Origin of the sequence: Labrys wisconsinensis, from assembly GCF_030814995.1 — a bacterium.
In the GTDB taxonomy this organism is placed as follows: domain Bacteria; phylum Pseudomonadota; class Alphaproteobacteria; order Rhizobiales; family Labraceae; genus Labrys; species Labrys wisconsinensis.
The window spans coordinates 374585-392833 of the sequence record NZ_JAUSVX010000005.1 but is presented as its reverse complement, the minus strand read 5'-3'; the positions used below and the strand labels follow the sequence as shown (position 1 = coordinate 392833).

Annotated in this window: 19 protein-coding genes; 14 read left to right on the top strand and 5 right to left on the bottom strand. The window is 71.5% G+C overall.

Annotation, left to right across the window (positions count from 1 at the left end; translation table 11 throughout):
- The first annotated feature begins 43 nt into the window (after nt 1–43).
- Nucleotides 44–1102, top strand: coding sequence for a helix-turn-helix domain-containing protein (locus QO011_RS16555; RefSeq protein WP_307274081.1), 1059 nt, complete (start codon nt 44–46; stop codon nt 1100–1102).
- 9 nt (nt 1103–1111) lie between these two features.
- Here the strand turns inward: QO011_RS16555 and ubiB are convergent, their stop codons facing one another.
- Nucleotides 1112–2785: a 2-polyprenylphenol 6-hydroxylase gene (ubiB, locus tag QO011_RS16550; protein ID WP_370881967.1), complete on the bottom strand. Its 1674-nt coding sequence runs from the start codon at nt 2783–2785 to the stop codon at nt 1112–1114.
- 35 nt (nt 2786–2820) lie between these two features.
- On the opposite strand from ubiB, the gene QO011_RS16545 reads away from it, so the two are divergent.
- The 9 genes from QO011_RS16545 (at nt 2821) to QO011_RS16505 (ending at nt 12437) form a co-directional block, all read left to right on the top strand.
- Nucleotides 2821–3069 (top strand): type II toxin-antitoxin system Phd/YefM family antitoxin, encoded by a 249-nt coding sequence (locus QO011_RS16545; protein WP_307274076.1) that lies wholly within the window; start codon nt 2821–2823, stop codon nt 3067–3069.
- Nucleotides 3070–3262: 193 nt separating this feature from the next.
- Nucleotides 3263–4048: a YdcF family protein gene (locus QO011_RS16540; protein ID WP_307274073.1), complete on the top strand. Its 786-nt coding sequence runs from the start codon at nt 3263–3265 to the stop codon at nt 4046–4048.
- 267 nt (nt 4049–4315) lie between these two features.
- Complete coding sequence (locus QO011_RS16535) at nt 4316–5449, top strand: transporter substrate-binding domain-containing protein (protein WP_307274070.1); 1134 nt, start codon at nt 4316–4318, stop codon at nt 5447–5449.
- Nucleotides 5446–6027, top strand: a complete 582-nt coding sequence (locus QO011_RS16530) for an ANTAR domain-containing response regulator (protein ID WP_307274066.1) — start codon at nt 5446–5448, stop codon at nt 6025–6027. Before QO011_RS16535 ends, QO011_RS16530 begins: the two co-directional genes overlap by 4 nt.
- On the top strand, nt 6027–6875 hold the full coding sequence (locus QO011_RS16525) for an ABC transporter permease (protein ID WP_307274063.1): 849 nt from the start codon (nt 6027–6029) through the stop codon (nt 6873–6875). The genes QO011_RS16530 and QO011_RS16525 overlap by 1 nt, the downstream gene beginning before the upstream one ends.
- The gene (locus tag QO011_RS16520; protein ID WP_307274061.1) at nt 6875–7795 is read left to right on the top strand and encodes an ABC transporter permease; all 921 of its coding nucleotides are present in this window, start codon (nt 6875–6877) and stop codon (nt 7793–7795) included. Before QO011_RS16525 ends, QO011_RS16520 begins: the two co-directional genes overlap by 1 nt.
- 25 nt (nt 7796–7820) lie before the next feature.
- The gene (locus QO011_RS16515) at nt 7821–9485 is read left to right on the top strand and encodes an ABC transporter substrate-binding protein (protein WP_307274059.1); all 1665 of its coding nucleotides are present in this window, start codon (nt 7821–7823) and stop codon (nt 9483–9485) included.
- Between the two features lie 337 nt (nt 9486–9822).
- Nucleotides 9823–10767 carry an acetamidase/formamidase family protein gene (locus tag QO011_RS16510; protein ID WP_307274056.1) on the top strand — a complete coding sequence of 315 codons (945 nt, stop codon included), beginning with the start codon at nt 9823–9825 and terminating at the stop codon, nt 10765–10767.
- Nucleotides 10764–12437 carry an ABC transporter ATP-binding protein gene (locus tag QO011_RS16505; protein ID WP_307274053.1) on the top strand — a complete coding sequence of 558 codons (1674 nt, stop codon included), beginning with the start codon at nt 10764–10766 and terminating at the stop codon, nt 12435–12437. Before QO011_RS16510 ends, QO011_RS16505 begins: the two co-directional genes overlap by 4 nt.
- A gap of 12 nt (nt 12438–12449) precedes the next feature.
- Here QO011_RS16505 and QO011_RS16500 read toward each other — a convergent pair whose 3' ends face one another.
- The gene (locus QO011_RS16500) at nt 12450–12953 is read right to left on the bottom strand and encodes a winged helix-turn-helix transcriptional regulator (protein WP_307274050.1); all 504 of its coding nucleotides are present in this window, start codon (nt 12951–12953) and stop codon (nt 12450–12452) included.
- A 96-nt stretch (nt 12954–13049) separates the two neighbouring features.
- On the opposite strand from QO011_RS16500, the gene QO011_RS16495 reads away from it, so the two are divergent.
- The 4 genes from QO011_RS16495 (at nt 13050) to QO011_RS16480 (ending at nt 15930) form a co-directional block, all read left to right on the top strand.
- Nucleotides 13050–13622 (top strand): dihydrofolate reductase family protein, encoded by a 573-nt coding sequence (locus QO011_RS16495; protein WP_307274047.1) that lies wholly within the window; start codon nt 13050–13052, stop codon nt 13620–13622.
- Between the two features lie 10 nt (nt 13623–13632).
- Nucleotides 13633–14292, top strand: coding sequence for a glutathione S-transferase family protein (locus tag QO011_RS16490; protein WP_307274044.1), 660 nt, complete (start codon nt 13633–13635; stop codon nt 14290–14292).
- Between the two features lie 18 nt (nt 14293–14310).
- Nucleotides 14311–14655, top strand: coding sequence for a nuclear transport factor 2 family protein (locus QO011_RS16485; protein ID WP_307274043.1), 345 nt, complete (start codon nt 14311–14313; stop codon nt 14653–14655).
- 156 nt (nt 14656–14811) lie between these two features.
- Nucleotides 14812–15930, top strand: coding sequence for an HPP family protein (locus QO011_RS16480; RefSeq protein ID WP_307274040.1), 1119 nt, complete (start codon nt 14812–14814; stop codon nt 15928–15930).
- 6 nt (nt 15931–15936) lie between these two features.
- On the opposite strand, the gene QO011_RS16475 is transcribed toward QO011_RS16480, so the two are convergent.
- The 3 genes from QO011_RS16475 to metB are packed head-to-tail and all read right to left on the bottom strand — an operon-like array spanning nt 15937 to nt 18199.
- The gene (locus tag QO011_RS16475; protein ID WP_370881966.1) at nt 15937–16557 is read right to left on the bottom strand and encodes a 5-formyltetrahydrofolate cyclo-ligase; all 621 of its coding nucleotides are present in this window, start codon (nt 16555–16557) and stop codon (nt 15937–15939) included.
- Nucleotides 16554–17036 (bottom strand): PAS domain-containing protein, encoded by a 483-nt coding sequence (locus QO011_RS16470; RefSeq protein WP_307274033.1) that lies wholly within the window; start codon nt 17034–17036, stop codon nt 16554–16556. Before QO011_RS16470 ends, QO011_RS16475 begins: the two co-directional genes overlap by 4 nt.
- Entirely contained in the window at nt 17033–18199 is a 1167-nt protein-coding gene (gene metB / locus QO011_RS16465) for a cystathionine gamma-synthase (RefSeq protein WP_307274029.1), read from the bottom strand. Before metB ends, QO011_RS16470 begins: the two co-directional genes overlap by 4 nt.
- Nucleotides 18200–18249 lie beyond the last annotated feature (50 nt).

Sequence of the window (18249 nt, the reverse complement as noted above, 5' to 3'; positions counted from 1 at the left end):
GCATTCGGAACGTCACTTTTTGATATTCGGCCGGGAGGGACGAATGGACGCCAGGTTGGGCTCGGCGGAATTCGACGGCGGCGGAGGCAGCCCGGGCTATGGCTTCCAGACGCTCGACCTCGACGGCGCCTCCCGCTCGAAGCCGTTCCTGCACGGCGCCCGCGACATCCCCTTCCACTGGCACCGCGAGATGGAGATCCTGTTCGTGCTGCAAGGCACGGCCCGGCTGGTGGTGGACGGGCGCGTCTGCCTCATGCATGCGGACGACCTGATGATCATCAACGCCGACGTGCCGCACAATTCGATGTCGCTCTCGGACGACACGCTGATCGCGGGCGTCCATCTCGACGCCGAGCATGTCCAGCGCCTCGGCCTGCCGGGCTTCGCCGAGCGGGCCTATCGCTGCAAGAGCTTCCTGCACGGCAAGCCGTTCCGGAAGGTCGTGCTGCCGATGAAGGCCTTCATCGCCCGGATGATCCTGCACGACACGCGCCGGCCGGAGGATGCGCTGGTGCGCGCGACCATGGCCACCGCCCTGAGCTGCTACATCTACCGGATGCTGCCCTTCGACCCGATCGCGCATTCCGGCGGCCCGGTGCGGGCCGAGAGCCGCGAGCGCATCCTGCGCATCATGCACGGCCTCGCCCGCCCCGGGCGCGCGCCGGCGCTGGGCGAGATCGCGCGGGCCGAGCATGTCAGCCTCAGCCATCTCTCGCGGCTGTTCCGGGCCCATACCGGGCTCAGCTTCCGCGACTATGCCCAGAACGTCCGGATCGACGGCGTGGTCGAGGACCTCCTGACCACATCGGCGCCGCTCGGGCGCATCATGGACGAGCGGGGCGTCGGCAACCCCTCGGTGTTCTTCCATCGCTTCCGCCGCCGCTTCGGCTGCAGCCCGGCCGAGCTGCGCCGGCTGGGCACGGCGGGCCGCCCGGCCGACCTGCCCGAGGCGATGCGCGCCGTGGCGCGGCGCCGGCTCGAATCCTATCTCCCCGAGCTCGCCGCGGCCGCGGAGGCGGCGTTCGGCCTCGCCGCGGGCCAGCACCATGTCGAGCTGACCGCCCTGCATCAGCCGCCGACGGCAAAACCCGCCCGCGGCTGAGGGCGCAGGTCAGGCGAGGCGCCAGGCCAGAACCACCAGCGCGGCGGCGATCACCCAGAGCGCCCGGTTGCCCCAGCGCGCCCGGCGGGCCTCGGCGCGGCCGATCGCCTCGACGCTCGCAGGGTCGAGGGTGAAGCCGCGCTCGGCTGCGCTCTCCAACCGCTCGGCCAGGCCCTGGGTCCGGGCGAGGAGCGCCGGCAGGCCGGAGAAGGCCTTGGCCGCCTGCATCGTGCCGGTACCGAGGTCGCCCAGCCTGCCGGCCGGCCCGAGATGGCGCTCGATCCATTCGCGCACCACCGGATCGGCGGTCGACCACATGTCGAGCTTGGGGTCGAGGGTGCGGGCGACGCCTTCCACCACCACCATGGTCTTCTGCAGCAGGATCAGCTCGGGCCGCGTCTTCATGTCGAACAGCTCGGTGACCTCGAACAGGAGCGTCAGGAGCTTGGCCATCGAGATCTCGTCGGCGCGCTTCTGGTGGATCGGCTCGCCGATGGCGCGGATGGCCTGGGCGAAGTCGTCGACGGAATAGGTGCCGGGAACATAGCCGGCTTCGAAATGCACCTCCGCGACGCGCCGGTAATTGCGGGTGATGAAGCCGTGCAGGATCTCGGCCAGGAAGCGGCGCTCCTTCAGCCCGGCCCGGCCCATGATGCCGAAGTCGACGGCGACGAGCTTGCCCTCGGCGTCGATCATCAGGTTGCCCTGGTGCATGTCGGCATGGAAGAAGCCGTCGCGGATGGCGTGGCGCAGGAAGGACTGGATGATGATGCGCCCGAGGTCCTTGAGGTCGAGGCCGGCGGCGGCCAGGCCGGGCACGTCGGAGAGCGGCCGGCCATCGATCCATTCCAGCGTCAGCACGGTGCGGGCGGTGCGGTTCCAGTCGGGCGCCGGGATGCGGAAGTCCGGGTCGGCGGTGATGTTCTCCGCCATCTCCGACAGCGCCGCCGCCTCGAGCCGGAAGTCCATCTCGAAGGCGGTGGTGCGCGCCAGGGTGTCGACCACCTCCACCGGCCGCAGCCGCCGCGAGCGCGGGTCGAGCCGCTCGATCATCCGGGCGGCGAAGTAGAAGGTGGAGAGGTCGCGGCGGAAGCGCCGCGCGATGCCCGGGCGCAGCACCTTGACGGCGACGAAACGTTCGCCGGCCTCGTCGCGGACCGTCGCCTTGTGCACCTGCGCCACCGAGGCGGCGGCCACGGGCGTCGACAGCTCGGCGAACAAGCTGGCGAGCGGCCCGCCCAGCGCCTTCTCGATCTCGGCGACCGCCACCTCCTGGGGGAAGGGCGCCATGCGGTCCTGCAACGTCTCCAGGTCGCGCGCGACGGCGATGCCGACCACGTCCGGGCGCGTCGCCAGGAACTGTCCGAGCTTGACCCAGGACGGGCCGAGGCGGGTCAACGCCCGCGCCAGCCCCTTGCCGCCGGAGACGCCGCGCCGCTCGATGACGCGGCCGAGCCGGATGGCGAGGCGCGCCGGGCCGGGCAGCTCCGCCACCTCGGCGAGGCCGAGAGCGCCTTCGCGCGCCAGCATCCAGCCGGCCCGCGTCAGACGAAGAAGATCGAACAGGGATGCCAAGACGCCTCGGGCCGTGTGGAAGGTCGGCGGTCGATAGCACGGAGGCCGCGCCGGGCAAACCGCCGGGACCGCCGGCAAGCCGTGAAAACACTTGCCTGAATTAGCCATTTCAGCTAATTCAGGGACATTGAGGGCACCCGGCCATGAAGACCTATACCCTGACCGACCTCGGCAACAAATCGGGCGAAGTGACCGAGGCGGCCTTCCGCGGGCCGGTGGACATCACCAGCCGGGGCAAGCGCAAATTCGTCCTGCTCACGGCGGAGGACTACGACCGATTGAAGGGGCGCGGCGTCCAGCGCGCCGTTCATGCCGATGACCTCCTGGCCGGGGAAGCGGACGACTATGTCCAGGGCCTGTCGGCACCGCTGGATGGCGGAAAGGATGATTGAGCCACAATCGGGCCTCGTCATCCGCTATTCCTACTCGAAAGCATTCGTCCTTCGCATCCGGGAAGCGGCCATCGCCGCGATCAAGGACAGGCGCCACCATGCGGTAGGGCGGCGCTGAGGAGGTTTTCCGAGCGCCTTGAGGACGGCTTTCACGAATCCCGTCTAGGGTGTGGCTCTCCCACAGGACGCCCGCATGCTTTTCTTCGCGTCGAAACTGGTGGAAGCGGCCCTCCAGCCCTCCAACCTGATCGTCTTCCTCGCCGTGCTCGGGCTCTTCGCCCTGGTGCTCGGGCGCCGGCGTGGCGCGGCCTGGTTGCTCGGCCTTGCCGCCACGGCGCTGGTCCTCGCCGGCTGGACGCCGCTCGGCCCGGCCGTGCTGATGCCGCTGGAGGACCGGTTTCCGGTGCCGACCCTGCCGGGCGAGGTCACGGGCGTCGTCATGCTCGGCGGCGCCGTCGACACCCATATCACCGCCGACCGCAACAGCGTGGCGCTCAACGACGATTCGGAACGGATCTACGCCACCGCGGCGCTGGCGCGGCGCTATCCCAATGCGCGCATCATCCTGTCCGGCGGCATCACCCCGTCCGCCCAGGGCCTCAGCGAATCGGAGACCGTCCGCCGCCTGCTCGTCGTCCTGGGCATTCCCGCGGCGCGGATCGAGGTGGAGGAGCGCTCGCGCACGACCTGGGAGAACGCCGTCGAGAGCCTCGCCGCGGCCAAGCCCAAGGCCGGCGAGACCTGGCTGCTGGTCACCTCGGCCTATGCCATGCCCCGGGCCGTCGCCTCGTTCCGCGCGGTGAAGTTCCCGGTCCTACCCTATCCCGTCGACTACCGCACCCGGCCGGCCGACCTGCGCCGCCCGGTCACCTCGGCGGCCGCCGGCCTGACCATGACCGACACCGCCGCGCATGAATGGCTGGGCCTCCTGGTCTACCGACTGGTCGGGCGCACCAGGGAGGTCCTGCCCGCGCCCTGACCCCCGGTGCGCCGCAGCGCAAAAAGCCATTGACAGCCCCGGGCGTGCTCGTGCTCTAATCATGCCCATGGAATGGGCATGGATCATGCCCGCTCGTCTCTGACATCGGCCGCCAGGCCCAGCAGGTTCTCTCCAACCTGCTTATGCTTTTAAATTGAAGGAGCGTCTCGTGGCTGAAGCCGCGAGACGCTCCTGAGGGCAACAGCGCCCCACGATGCACCGCCTCAGGCGGAGCGGCGTCGTGGGGTTTTTGCGTTTCGAGGGCTCATGAGCGCCGCCCGCATCGGCATTCTCTATTCGACCCGGGGTCCCTACGGGGCCATCGGCCGGGACTGCCGCGACGGCGCCGAATTCGCCATGGAGGAGCTGACGGCGGCGGGCGTCGCGGTCGAGCCGGTCTTCGCCGACCCGGCGGGCGAGCCGGCGCGCTATATCGAGCTCGCCCGCGCCATGCTGCGCGAGCAGGGCTGCCGCCACATCATCGGCACGATCACCTCGGCCGCCCGCAAGGACCTGCTGCCCCTGGTGGAGAAGCACGACGGGCTTTTGTGGTACATGTGCCCCTATGAAGGCTTCGAGGCCAACGAGAGCGTCATCTACACCGGCGCCTGCCCGAACCAGCACCTGCTGCCGCTGTTCGAGCACCTCGTGCCGCGCCACGGCGGACGCGCCTACCTCGCCGGCGCCAACTATGTCTGGGGCTGGGAGATGAACCGCCTCGCCCGCGAGCTGCTCCTGGCAGCCGGCGGCGAGGTCCTCGGCGAGCGCTGCCTGCCGCTGGAGGAGACCGACGTGGCGCGGCTCGTCGCCGACATCGAGCGCCGGCGCCCGGATTTCATTCTCAACAACCTGATCGGGCCCGCGAGCTACGCCTTCTTCGCGGCGATGCAGGCGCTCGCCGCGCGCGATGCTGCCTTCCGGCCCGAGGCCTGCCCGATCGTCAGCTGCGACCTCACGGAATGCGAGCTTGGCGAGATCGGCCCCGGCGTCGCCACCGGCCATCTCGCGACAGCATGCTATTTCGGCAGCCTGGCGACGCCGGAGAACCTCGCCTTCAAGGCGGCGGTCGCCCGGCGCTGGGGCGGGCAGCGCCAGATCTCCAGCTTCTTCGCCGGCGCCTATACCGCGGTGCGGCTCTGCGTCGAGGCGATCGTGCAGCTCGGCGACGACGATCCGGTGGCGGTGCGCGGCGCCATCACCCGCGCCCCGCATGCCACGGTGCAGGGCCTGCTGCGCATCGATGCGCGCACCAACCATGCAGCGCTGCCATTCCACCTCGGGCGCATCAACGACGACGGCGGCTTCGACATCATCGCCTCCCGCCCGGCCATTGCCGCCGATCCCTATCTCAGCGGCAGCCGCCCGGCCCGCGCCGCCCCGCATCTGAGGGTGGTCTCGTGAGCGCCACCCCGTCCTTCGCCGGCTGGCGCGCCGCGGTCCTGCATCGCCCGGACGATGGCGTGGAGCGCCTGGTGCGCCAGCTCGCCCTGCTCGGCATCGAGGCGGACGTGCGCTGGACGCCGCTCCGGCGCCATGCCGCCTTCGACCTGGTGCTGGTCGACGCCGACCAGGGCTGGGATGGGCTGCTGCCGTGGCAGCCGGGCGAGGCGCCGGCGCCGGTCGTCGCCCTGCTCGGCTCGGAAGCACCCGGCCGCATCGCCTGGGCGATCGACCAGGGCGCCGGCGCCTTCATCGCCAAGCCGGTGGTGGCCTCGGCCGTCTATCCTGCCCTGGTGCTGGCGGCCAGCATCCATGCCGAGCGCCAGGCCGCGCGCCGGCGCGCCGCCATCCTCGAGGAGCGGCTGCGGCTGCGGCCGGTGGTGCACGGCGCCGTGAAGGCGATCATGGCGGCGCAGGGCCTCGACGAGGATGCGGCCTATCGCTGCCTGCGCCGGACCGCCATGCGCCGGCGCATGACCCTGGAGCACGTGGCGGCCGGCATCGTCGCCGGCCAGCTGCCGCTGCCGGAGGCGGGATGATGGCGCGCCTCGCCGTGCTGTGGCGCCGGCCGTCCCTGGCCTTCGGCCTCGCCGTCATCGCCCTGGTGGTGCTCGCGGCGCTCCTCGCCCCCCTGCTCGCGCCCTATGCCCCGGACAACCAGATGTTCGACGGCCTGTCGCTGGAGGGCTCGCCGCTGCCGCCCTCGGCGCAGTTCCCGCTCGGCACCGACACGCTCGGCCGAGACCTCCTGTCCCGTCTCCTGTTCGGCGCCCGCACCTCGCTGGTCATCGGCCTCGTCGCCAACGGCACGGCGGTGCTGATCGGCCTCGTGGTCGGCATCCTCGCGGGCTATTTCTCCGGCCTCGTCGGCAATCTCCTGATGCGCTTCACCGACCTGATGATGGCCTTTCCCGCGCTGCTGCTCGCCATCGTGCTCGCCGCGCTGCTGCGGCCGAGCCTGTGGATCGTGGCGCTGGTCATCGCCCTGGTAAACTGGGTGCAGGTGGCGCGCATCGCCTATACCGAGACGCGCGGCCTGGTGGAGCGCGACTTCATCCTGGCCGAGCGGGCGCTGGGCGCCGGCCATGGCCGCATCCTCCTGCGGCACATCGCGCCGCACCTCGTGCCGACCGCCATCGTCTGGGGCACGCTCGGCATCGCCACCACCGTGCTGCTCGAGGCGACGCTGTCCTTCCTCGGCATCGGCGTGCAGCCGCCGCAGCCCTCCTGGGGCAACATCATCTTCGAGAGCCAGAGCTATTTCCAGTCGGCGCCCTGGCTGGTGTTCTTCCCCGGCGCGCTGATCCTCCTGACCGCGCTCGCCTTCAACCTGGTCGGGGACGCGCTGCGCGACCTGCTCGACCCGACCCAGCGCGGGAGGGGCTGATGGCAGCGCTCCTCGCCCGCCGGCTGGCCCAGTCGGTCCTGATCCTGCTCGGCGTGGCGGCGATCACCTTCCTCCTGCTCTATGCGCTGCCGGCCGATCCGGCGGTGCTGATCGCCGGCCGCAGCGCCACGCCGCAGACCGTCGCCAATGTTCGCCACGAGCTCGGGCTCGACCTGCCGCTGCCCCTGCAGTTCTGGCACTACCTCGCGGGCCTGGCGCAGGGCGACCTCGGCCGCTCCTACACCCAGAAGACCGAGGTCGCGGCCCTGATCGCGGCCCGGCTGCCGGCGACGCTGATCCTGATGGCCGCCGGCATCGCGGTGGAGGTGGCGCTCGGCCTGGTCTTCGGCGTGATCGCGGCGGTGCGCCGCGACGGACCGATCGACCGCGCCGTGATGATGCTGTCCTTCGTCGGCGTCTCCGCCCCGCAATTCGTGGTGGCGCTGCTCCTGCTCTATGTCTTCGCCGCGACGCTCGGCTGGTTTCCGATGAGCGGCTTCGGCACGCCGGCCCACGTGGTGCTGCCGGCCCTGACCCTCGGCGTGCTCGGCGCCGGCTGGTATGCCCGCATGGTCCGCTCGGCCATGATCGACGTGCTCGCCCAGGACTATATCCGCACCGCCAACGCCAAGGGCCTGTCGGCGCCCCGGGTCGTGCTGCGCCACGCCCTGCCCAACGCCCTCCTGCCGATCATCGCCATGATCGGCATCGACATCGGCCAGTTCATGGGCGGCGTCGTGGTGGTCGAGGCGGTCTATGGCTGGCCCGGCATCGGCCAGCTCGCCTGGCAGGCGATCCAGCAGGTCGACATTCCGATCATCATGGGCGTGACGCTGGTCTCGGCGCTGGCCATCGTCCTCGGCAATCTCGTCGCCGACCTCGTCGCCCCGCTCGTCGATCCGCGCATCCGCGCCCGCTGAACCATCCACCGAGAGGAGAAAAGACATGCCGACCTGGAAGCGTCTGCCGCCCCGTGGGGGCTGGACCTCCGCGCCGAAAGCCCTGCTGGCCTCGACCGCGCTGGCGCTCGCGCTCGCCGGCGCCGCGCTGCCGGCCCGGGCGGACACGCCCGCGCCGGGCGCGGCCATCGTCGTCACCTACAAGGACGACATCGCCACGCTCGACCCGGCCATCGGCTATGACTGGCAGAACTGGTCGATGATCAACGCCCTGTTCGTGCGCCTGGTCGACTACAAGCCCGGCACCACCGAGCTGGCCCCCTCCCTCGCCGAGTCCTACGAGGTCTCCCCGGACGGCAAGACCTACACGTTCAAGCTCCATCCCGGCGTGAAGTTCACCAACGGGCGGGAGGTCGTCGCGGCCGACGTCAAATATTCGATCGAGCGGGCGGTCAACCCGAAGACGCAGGGCCCGGGCGCCGGCTTCTTCCACTCGATCGTCGGGGCCGACAAGGTCGTCGCCGGCACGGCGCAGGCCATGGACGGCATCACCGTGGTCGACGACCACACCGTGCGCTTCGAGCTGACGCAGCCCGACGCAACCTTCCTCAACGTGCTGGCGCTCAACTTCGCCTCGGTGGTGCCCAAGGAGGTGGCCGAGGCCGAAGGCGCCGATTTCGGCAAGAAGCCGGTCGGCTCCGGCGCCTTCACGCTGAAGGAATGGGTGATCGGCCAGCGCCTGGTGTTCGAGCGCAACCCCGATTATTTCATCAAGGACCGGCCGAAGATCGACAAGTTCACCGTCGAGGTCGGCCAGGAGCCGCTGGTGGCGCTGCTGCGCCTGCAGAAGGGCGAGGCCGACATCGCCGGCGACGGCATCCCGCCGGCCAAGTTCCTGGAAATGAAGAACTCGCCCGACGTCGCCGACATGGTGGTCGACCAGCCGCAGCTCGAAACCAGCTACGTCACCCTCAACACCCAGGTGAAGCCGCTCGACAACGCCAAGGTCCGCCAGGCCCTCAACATGGCGATCAACAAGGAGCGGATCGTGCGCATCGTCAACGGCCGCGCCACGCCGGCGACGCAGGTGCTGCCGCCCGGGATGCCCGGCTACGACAAGGCCTATGCCGGCTACCCCTACGACCCCGCCAAGGCCAAGGCGCTGCTGGCCGAGGCCGGCCTGCCCGACGGCTTCTCCACCGAGCTCTACACCTCCAACACCGACCCGCAGCCGCGCATCGCCCAGGCGATCCAGCAGGACCTCGCGGCCGTCGGCGTCAAGGTCGAGATCAAGGCGCTGGCCAATCCCAACGTCATCGCCGCCGGCGGCACCCAGGGCCAGGCGCCGATGGTCTGGTCGGGGGGCCTGGGCTGGATCGCCGACTTCCCCGACCCCTCCGACTTCTACGGGCCGATCCTGGCCTGCGGCAGCGCGGTGGCGGGCGGCTGGAACTGGTCCTGGTACTGCAACAAGGAGATCGAGCCCCGCGCCGTCGCCGCCGACGCCATGCCGGTCCCGGCCAAGGCGGCCGAGCGCGCCGCCGTCTGGGCTGAGATCTTCACCGACATCCAGACGAAGGACGCGCCGTGGATCCCGGTCTTCAACGAGCGCCGCGTCGTCGCCCGCGCCAAGCGCATGGGCGGGCCGAACGAGGTCTATGTCGATCCGACCCGGGTGATCAACTACGAGGCGATCTACGTGAAGCAGTGAGGGGACGTCGTTCTGCCTCCGAACCTCGACGTCATGGCCGGGCTCGCACCTGGCCATGGCGGGCCGGTGGCGGCAAGGACGACGACGGTCGCGCCATCCGCCACCGTCATGGGCGGACTCGTTCCGCCCATCCACGCGAACTCAGGCAGCCAAGGAAAGAGCGCTGACCGCGGTCGCTAACACACCTGCCGGCGTCCTGTTCGCGTGGATGGCCGGGTCAAGCCCGGCCATGACGTCGCGGATGGGGCGTCCGGATTCGCCTCACGCACACCGAGGGCGGCGCCCCCGTCTAAGCAGACCAGGCCGACAGCAAATTCAACACTCCGAGGAGCCCCCCATGTGCGTGGCCTGTGACCACACCATCCATCGCGCGAAGCACCATTTCGGCTGGAATCGCGACTTCGCCCCGACGCTCGTCGCCAAGCCCGGCGCGACCATCCATTTCGAATGCTCGGACTCCTCCGCCGGACAGCTCGGCGAGAACTCGACCGTCGAGGACGTCAAGACCCTCGACTTCGGCCGGATCAACCCGGTCACCGGCCCGGTCTTCGTCGAGGGTGCCGAGCCGGGCGATGCGCTGAAGGTGACCATCCGCCGCTTCGTGCCCTCGGGCGTCGGCTGGACCGCCAACATCCCGGGCTTCGGCCTGCTGGCCGACCAGTTCACGGAGCCGGCCCTGCATGTGTGGACCTACGACGCCGCCTCGCTCGCGCCGGCGCTCTACGGCCCCGGCGGCAAGGTGCCGCTGAAGCCCTTCGCCGGCACGATCGGCGTGGCGCCGGCCGAGCCGGGCCTGCATTCCATCGTGCCGCCGCGACGGGTGGGCGGCAACATGGACATCCGCGACATCGCCGAGGGCGTGACGCTCTACCTCCCGGTGGAGGTGCCCGGCGCGCTGTTCTCGATCGGCGACACCCATGCCGCCCAGGGCGACGGCGAGATCTGCGGCACCGCCATCGAGAGCCGCATGGACGTCGAGGCGACCATCGAGCTCATCAAGGATGCGAGGCTCAAGAGCCCGCGCTTCACCACGCCGGGCCCGGTCACCCGCCATCTCGACGCGGCCGGCTACGAGGTGACCACCGGCATCGGTCCGGACCTGATGACCGCGGCGCGCGAGAGCGTCATGCGCATGGTCGACCTGCTGACGGCCGAGCATGGTCTCGCCCCGGTCGACGCCTATATGCTGTGCTCGGTCTGCGCGGACCTGCGCATCAGCGAGATCGTCGACATGCCGAACTGGGTGGTGTCGTTCTACTTCCCGCGGATCGTGTTCGCGTGACCCCGACGACACCGGTCCTCGCCGTCGACAATCTCAGCATCGACGCCCGCACGCCCTCCGGCCTGCGGCGGGTTCTGGAAGGGGTGAGCTTCGCGCTCGCGCCCGGCGAGACGCTGTGCCTTGCCGGCGAGTCCGGCTCCGGCAAGTCGGTGACGGCGCTGGCGATCATGCGCCTCCTGCCGCGCCTGGCCCTGCGGATTGCCGGCGGCGGCATCCGGCTCGCCGGGCGCGAGCTCACCGCCCTTTCCGACCGCGCCATGCGTGAGGTGCGCGGCGGCGAGATCGCCATGATCTTCCAGGAGCCGATGACCTCGCTCAACCCGGTGATGAGCGTCGGCGCCCAGCTCATCGAGGCGATCCGGGCCCATCAGGGCGGCGATGCGACGGCTGCGGCCCGGCAAGCGCGCGAGATGCTCGACGCCGTGCACATCGCCGACCCCGGGCGGCGGCTGGCGCAATACCCGCACGAGCTCTCCGGCGGCATGCGCCAGCGCGTGATGATCGCCATGGCGCTCTCCTGCCGGCCCAAGGTGCTGATCGCCGACGAGCCGACCACCGCCCTCGACGTCACGGTGCAGGCGCAGATCCTCAAGCTGATGCGCGAGCTCAAGGAGGCGTTCGGCACCTCGATCGTGCTGATCACCCATGACATGGGCGTGGTGGCGGAGATGGCGGACCGCGTCGCCATCATGCAGGGCGGCCGCATCGTCGAGCAGGGCAGCGCGGAGGCCATCTTCCTCGGCCCGCGCGAGGCCTATACGCGCGACCTCCTCGCCGCGGTGCCGCGCCTCGGCGCGCGGACCGGCCTCGCCGGGCCGCCGCGCATCACCAGCCGGGAGGCGCCGCCGCGGCCCGCGGCGCCGGCCGAGCCGGTGCTCGTCCTCCGCAACCTCAGGGTCGATTACGGCGGCGCCCGCGGCTGGTTCGGCCGGGCCAAGGCCGGCCCGCCGGCGGTGGAGGACGTGTCGCTGACCGTCAGCCCCGGCGAGACGCTCGGACTGGTGGGCGAGAGCGGCTCCGGCAAGTCGACCACCGGCAAGGCCGCGCTCGGGCTGGTGCCCTTCACCGGCGAGGTGGTCCTCGCCGGGCAGCCGATCGCCGGCCTGTCGGCGCGCGCGATGCGCCCGGTGCGCCGCGCGGCGCAGATGATCTTCCAGGATCCCTATGCCTCGCTCGATCCGCGCATGCCGGTCGGCGCCGCCATCGCCGAGCCGCTGGCCATCCACGGCATCGGCCGCCCGGCCGAGCGGCTGGACCGGGTGGCCGAGCTGCTGCGCCGCGTCGGCCTGTCGCCCGATCACGCCGGGCGCTACCCCCACGAGTTCTCCGGCGGCCAGCGCCAGCGCATCTGCATCGCCCGGGCCCTGGCGCTCGAGCCGAAGCTCATCGTCGCCGACGAGAGCGTCGCGGCGCTCGACGTCTCGGTCAGGGCCCGGGTGCTCGACCTGATGCTGGAGCTGCAGGAGACGATGGGCCTCGCCTATCTCTTCATTTCGCACGACATGGCGGTGATCGAGCGCATGAGCCACCATGTCGCCGTCATGCGGCACGGGCGCATCGTCGAGACCGGCACCCGCCGCGCCGTGTTCGAGCACCCGGCCGAGGCCTATACCCGCGCCCTGATGGCGGCCGTGCCGATCCCCGACCCACGGCTGCGGCGAGTCGGCTGAGGCCGGCAACCCTCAGCCGGCCGCGGCGCGCTGGCGCGCCACCACCGCCTCGTAGGCCGCCTGCAGCCCGGCCAGCACCGAGGGGCCGGCCGGGGGCGCACCGAGATGCAGGCTGCGCAGCTCGGCCATGAAGGCCTCCCACATCGGCGGGCCGCCCTCCTCCAGGAGCTGGGCGCGGATCGACAGCTCCTCCGAGGCTGGCGTGTGCCGGCGGCCCCAGGCGCCCATCTCAGCCAGCAGCGGCACGAGCTGGATCGCCGGCTCGGCCAGGCTGTAGATCGCCTTCTGCTTGTGGGTCGGATCGTCCCGACGGGTCAGCAGGCCGGCCTCGACCAGGCGCTTCAGCCGGTCGGCCAGGATGTTGGAGGCGATGCCTTCCTCCGAGCGGTTCAGCAGCTCGCGGAAATGGCGCCGATTGCCGAACATGACGTCACGGATGACGATCAGGCTCCAGCGATCGCCCAGCATCTCCAGCGTCAGGTTGATCGGGCAGCCCGAGCGGTGCTCGCCGTCCATCGTGCAGGCTCCAACAAAACCAGTTGCAAAATAGGATCGGATTGGTTAGAACGCAACTGCTTTCAAAATGAAAGCAGTCAACCCAGGGAGGGAACCATGGCCAAGCTGATCCTTGCGATGTTCACCAGCCTCGATGGCTATATCGAGGGCCCGGGCGGGGTGTTCGTGCCGCCGGCCTGGTCGGGCGACCTGGAGCGCCACTGGGCCGGCCAGGCGCTGGAGCGCGCCGGCCACCTCGTCTACGGCCGCGTCAATTTCGTCTTCAACAAAGGGTTCTGGAGCGCGGCCGAGACCGATCCCGACAGTCCGGCGGCCAAGGTGCCCCATGCCGGCACCATGAACCGCCTGCCCAAGACCGTGGTGTCGCGCACGCTCACCGGCGATCCCGGCTGGAACGCCGTGCTGGTCCGGGACGACCTCGCCGGCGCGGTGGCGAGGCTGAAGGTCGAGGCGCCGGGCGACGTCACTTGCTTCGGCGGGGCCGGCATCGCCAACAGCCTCCTCGCTCTCGATCTCGTCGACGAGCTGCGGCTGATGGTGCTTCCCACCCTGTTCGGCGACGGCAAGCGGCTGTTCGAACCCGGCCTGCCGCAGCGCGCCTTCACCCTGGCCGAGACCCGGGCGCTCGATACCGGGGCCGTCATCCTGCACTATCGGCGCAGCATCTGAGGAGGCGGCCATGACCCTGAAGCTCTATTTCCACCCGTTCTCGCAGTTCTGCCAGAAGGTGCTGATCGCGCTCTACGAGAACGCCACCCCTTTCGAGGTCCGCATGCTCTCGCCCGAGCATCCCGAGGTGGGGGCCGAGTTCGCCGCCCAGTGGCCGATCAGGCGCTTCCCCATCCTGGTCGACGGGGCGCGCACCATCCTCGAGACCAGCACCATCATCGAGTACCTCGCCCTGCACCACCCCGGGCCGGTGCGGTTGATCCCGCCGGATCCCGATGCGGCGATCGAGGCGCGGATGATGGACCGCGTCTTCGACAACTATGTCGCGACGCCGCTGAGCCGCGTCGTGTTCGACAGCCTGCGTCCGGCGGCGGACCGCGATCCCACCGGCGTGGCGGAGGCGAAGGCCATGCTCGACGCCGCCTATGGCTGGCTCGACGGCGTGATGGCGGATCGCGAATGGGCGACGGGCGGCGCCTTCACCCTGGCCGACTGCGCCGCCGCGCCGTCGCTGTTCTACGCCGACTGGACCCATCCAATCCCGCCGGGCCTCGCCCATCTCCACGCCTATCGGCGGCGGCTGCTGGCTCGCCCGTCCTTCGCCCGCGCCGTCGACGAGGCGCGGCCCTATCGCCCGCTCTTCCCGCTCGGCGCGCCCGACCGGGACTGACGGGAGAGGAGAGACGTCATGTCGCCCGACCATGCCGAGGCGCTGGTGCGCCGCTGCTTCGACAGCTACCGCACCGCCGACCGCAGCGCCATCGAGGCGCTGCTGCATCCCGATTTCACCTTCACCTCGCCGCGCGACGACCATATCGGCCGTGACGCCTATTTCGAGCGCTGCTGGCCGGCGGCCGGCACCTTCGCCGTCCAGGACCTGAAGACGGTGGTGCCGGACGGCAGCGGCGGCTGCTTCGTGCTCTACGAAGGACGGGCGAAGGCCGGCTGGGGCTTTCGCAATGTCGAGCAGTTCAGATTCGCGGACGGCCGGATCGTCTCTGTGGAGGTGTTCTTCGGTCGCGAGCCGGGCTGAGCCGGGCTGAGCCGGCCTGCTGCGCCTTATGTCGCAGGCATTTGCCTTGCGCCACGGGCCGGTTCTTCCTAACCAGTCGCGGCTGCCCGTCGCGGGGCTGCGGCGTCGACGCGGCGCGGCGGCGCGGCGGGTCGGCTGTTTTCCGACCGGATTTCCATGCCGACCTCGCCGACCGGGCCGGGACGCCCGCCCAGCTCCTCCAGGATCTTCATTCCCATCCTCGCCGGCGCCACGCTGCGCGACCGGCTGGTCGCCTGCCTCGGCGCCATGGTCGGCATCGGCCTCACCGGCCTGATCTCAGCGCTCATCTTCGGCAACGGCCCGCATCTGCCGCTGATCGTCGCGCCGGTCGGCGCCTCCGCCGTGCTGCTCTTCGCCGTGCCGGCGAGCCCGCTGGCCCAGCCCTGGTCGATCATCGGCGGCAACACGATTTCCGCCCTGGTCGGCATCGCCGTCGGCCGGCTGGTGCACGATCCGACCATCGCCATCGGTATCGCGGTCGGCCTGGCCATCGCCGCCATGTCGCTGACGCGCTGCCTGCACCCGCCCGGCGGCGCCGCGGCGCTCACCGCCATCATCGGCGGGCCGGCCGTGGCGGCGGCGGGCTTCGGCTTCGCGCTGGTCCCGGTCGGCCTCAACTCCGCCCTGCTGGTGGGGCTCGGCTGGCTGTTCCACCGGCTCTCCCGCCATTCCTATCCGCACCGGGCGGCGCCCGCCCCGGTCAACACCCACGGCACCGGCGACCCGCCGCCGCAGCTGCGCATCGGCTTCAGCGCCGGGGATGTCGACGCGGCGCTGGCCGACCTCGGCGAGGCCTTCGACATCGATCGCGAGGATCTCGACCGCCTGCTGCGCCAGGTCGAGCGCCGCGCCCTGATGCGGGCCCATGGCGATCTCGCCTGCGCCGACATCATGTCGCGCGACGTGGTCACGGTCGGCGCCGATGCCGACGTCCGGTCCGCCCATGCGCTGCTGCTCGGCCATGGCGTGCGCACCCTGCCCGTGACCGGGGCCGACGGGCGGCTCGCCGGCACCGTCGGCCTCCGGGACCTGGCCCGGCCGGCCCAACGGGTCGCCGACGTGATGGCATCGGCCGCGACGGCCCGGCCGGAGGACCCCGCCTTCGGCCTGGCCGGGGTGCTGACGGACGGGCAGACCCACGCGGTGGTGATCGTCGACGCCGACCGGCGCATCCTCGGGCTGGTCACCCAGACCGACCTCCTGGCCGCCCTGGCGCGCCGGGCGGCGCTGCCCGAGAGCGCCGCCGGCGCCTGAGCGTCCTCACCCGCGGCGGTGCTCCGCCTCCTCGGTGACGATCACATCCATCGGGATGTCATGGGCGAGCGGACGGATGGTCGCAATGGCAGCGCCGGCATAGCCGATCCCTATCACCAGGGGTCGGGCCGGCAGCGCCGCCAGGGTACGGTCGAAATAGCCGCCGCCGTAGCCGAGGCGATAGCCCGCCGCGTCGAAGCCGACCAGCGGCGCCAGCACGACGTCGGGCGTCACCACGCTCCCCTCCGCCGGCACCGGGATGTTCCAGACGCCGCGCGCCAGCGGCTCGCCCGGCCGCCAGCTGCGGAACACCAGCGGCGCGTTCTTCTCCACCACCAGCGGCAGGGCGCAGCACGCGCCGCGTCCGACCGCGGCGGCGAGCCAGGACCGCAAGTCCGGCTCGCCGCGCATCGGCCAGTACAGGCTGACGGTGCGGCCGGCGAGCTCGGGGAGCAATCCGTCGAGGCGGGCGGCGATGCGGGCCGCCGCGGCGGCCCGCTCGGCTGAGGCCATGGCGAGCCGCGCGGCGATCAGGCGAGCCCGCTCGTCCCGGCGCCAGCGCAGGATCGCCTGGCGCTCGCCGGCGGCCGTGGACGCGGCATCGGCGCCGCTGCTCTCCTGCATCATCCCTTCTCCTCCCCGCCCCTCATCCCCATGGCGGTGGCGACGAGCTCCTTCATCGACCGCCGCAGCGCCTTCAGCTCCTCGAAGCGGCCGGTGACGTCGCGCAGCACCGCGGCCAGCCCGACGATCGACCCGCCGGCGCCGTGCAGCGGCGTGATGGTGAACTCGATCGAGATCCGCCGGCCGTCCCGGGTCGTGGCAGGCACGGCCAGCACCTCCCCCGCGCCGTAGCGGCTGGTGCCGGTCGCCATCACCCGGCGATAGCCCTGCCAATGGCGCTCGCGCTGCGGCTCGGGCACGATGAGGTCGAGCGTGCGGCCGAGCGCCTCGTCCGCCTCGAAGCCGAAGAGGCGGGCCGCGCCCGGGTTCCAGAAGCGGATGATGCCGTCGCGGTCGGTGGCGACGATGGCCTCGGCGCCGCCGTGCAGGATCGCCTCGGCCAGCGCCGGCCCGATCGGCAGGTCCGGCGCCGTCGCGCTCATCGGTCGCCCGCCTCTTCGGCCTGGCCCAGCGCCTGCGCCAGGTCCTCGACCAGGTCGCGCTCGTCCTCCAGGCCGATGGAGAGGCGCAGCAGCGCATCGGTGATGCCGGCGATGCGCCGCGCCTCGGCGCCCATGCCGACATGGGTCATGGTGGCGGGGTGGGCGACGAGGCTCTCGATGCCGCCGAGGGATTCGGCCAGGGTGAAGACCCGTACCGCCTCGACGAAGCGCCGCACCGCCGGCGTGCCGCCGGCGATCTCGAAGCTGAGCATGGCGCCGAAGCCGCGCTGCTGCGCCTTGGCCAGGGCATGGCCGGCATGGGAGGGCAGGCCGGGATAATGCACCGCCGCCACCTGCGGGTGTCGGGCCAGGAAGGAAGCGACCGCCGCGGCGCTCTGCTGCTGGCGCTCGATGCGCGGGAACAGCGTGCGCAGCCCGCGCAGGGTCTGGTAGGCGTCGAACGGCGCGCCGGTCACGCCGGTGATGTTGGCCCAGGCGGCGAGGGCCGCGGCGTCCTCGCTCCTGGCGGCGATCACGGCCCCGCCGACCACGTCGGAATGGCCGTTGAGATATTTCGTGGTGGAGTGGACGACGAAGTCGGCGCCGAGCGCGAGCGGCTGCTGCAGCGCCGGCGACAGGAAGGTGTTGTCGACGGCCACATCGGCGCCGGCCGCCTTCGCCGCGGCGGCGACGGCGGCGATGTCGACCACCCGCATCAAGGGATTGCTCGGCGTCTCCACCAGCACCAGCTTCGGCCGGGCGGCCAGGGCCGCCTCGAGCGCCGCGGCGTCGCCCTGGTCGACGAAGGCGGCCTTGAACTGGCCCTTGGCGGCACGGGCCGCGATCAGCCGATGGGTGCCGCCGTAGCAGTCGTGCGGCGCCACGACGCCGTCCTGCGGGCCGAGGCGGGAGAGCACGAGGTCCACCGCCGCCATGCCGGTCGCCACCACCACGGCTCCCGCGCCGCCCTCCAACTGCGCCAGCGTGTCGGCGAGCAGGTCGCGCGTCGGATTGCCCGCGCGGGAATAGTCGTAAGTCCTCGGCCGCTCGAAGCCGGCGAACGTGTAGCTCGAGGCGAGGTGGAGCGGCGGCGCCACCGCCCCGAAGGCGGCATCCCGGCCGATGCCGTTGGCGGCGGCGATGGTGCGTGGCGACCTCGTCATGTCCGCTCCATGGCTGAAATCATGTCGGCGGAAACTCTGGCACCCGCGAT

What these genes read in the sequence shown, in the direction of transcription:
- QO011_RS16555 (WP_307274081.1), top strand. Translation starts at nt 44, where the DNA reads ATGGACGCCAGGTTGGGCTCGGCGGAATTCGACGGCGGCGGAGGCAGC.
- ubiB (WP_370881967.1), bottom strand. Translation starts at nt 2,785, where the DNA reads ATGGCTAATTCAGGCAAGTGTTTTCACGGCTTGCCGGCGGTCCCGGCG.
- QO011_RS16545 (WP_307274076.1), top strand. Translation starts at nt 2,821, where the DNA reads ATGAAGACCTATACCCTGACCGACCTCGGCAACAAATCGGGCGAAGTG.
- QO011_RS16540 (WP_307274073.1), top strand. Translation starts at nt 3,263, where the DNA reads ATGCTTTTCTTCGCGTCGAAACTGGTGGAAGCGGCCCTCCAGCCCTCC.
- QO011_RS16535 (WP_307274070.1), top strand. Translation starts at nt 4,316, where the DNA reads ATGAGCGCCGCCCGCATCGGCATTCTCTATTCGACCCGGGGTCCCTAC.
- QO011_RS16525 (WP_307274063.1), top strand. Translation starts at nt 6,027, where the DNA reads ATGGCGCGCCTCGCCGTGCTGTGGCGCCGGCCGTCCCTGGCCTTCGGC.
- QO011_RS16520 (WP_307274061.1), top strand. Translation starts at nt 6,875, where the DNA reads ATGGCAGCGCTCCTCGCCCGCCGGCTGGCCCAGTCGGTCCTGATCCTG.
- QO011_RS16515 (WP_307274059.1), top strand. Translation starts at nt 7,821, where the DNA reads ATGCCGACCTGGAAGCGTCTGCCGCCCCGTGGGGGCTGGACCTCCGCG.
- QO011_RS16510 (WP_307274056.1), top strand. Translation starts at nt 9,823, where the DNA reads ATGTGCGTGGCCTGTGACCACACCATCCATCGCGCGAAGCACCATTTC.
- QO011_RS16500 (WP_307274050.1), bottom strand. Translation starts at nt 12,953, where the DNA reads ATGGACGGCGAGCACCGCTCGGGCTGCCCGATCAACCTGACGCTGGAG.
- QO011_RS16495 (WP_307274047.1), top strand. Translation starts at nt 13,050, where the DNA reads ATGGCCAAGCTGATCCTTGCGATGTTCACCAGCCTCGATGGCTATATC.
- QO011_RS16490 (WP_307274044.1), top strand. Translation starts at nt 13,633, where the DNA reads ATGACCCTGAAGCTCTATTTCCACCCGTTCTCGCAGTTCTGCCAGAAG.
- QO011_RS16485 (WP_307274043.1), top strand. Translation starts at nt 14,311, where the DNA reads ATGTCGCCCGACCATGCCGAGGCGCTGGTGCGCCGCTGCTTCGACAGC.
- QO011_RS16480 (WP_307274040.1), top strand. Translation starts at nt 14,812, where the DNA reads ATGCCGACCTCGCCGACCGGGCCGGGACGCCCGCCCAGCTCCTCCAGG.
- QO011_RS16475 (WP_370881966.1), bottom strand. Translation starts at nt 16,557, where the DNA reads ATGATGCAGGAGAGCAGCGGCGCCGATGCCGCGTCCACGGCCGCCGGC.
- QO011_RS16470 (WP_307274033.1), bottom strand. Translation starts at nt 17,036, where the DNA reads ATGAGCGCGACGGCGCCGGACCTGCCGATCGGGCCGGCGCTGGCCGAG.
- metB (WP_307274029.1), bottom strand. Translation starts at nt 18,199, where the DNA reads ATGACGAGGTCGCCACGCACCATCGCCGCCGCCAACGGCATCGGCCGG.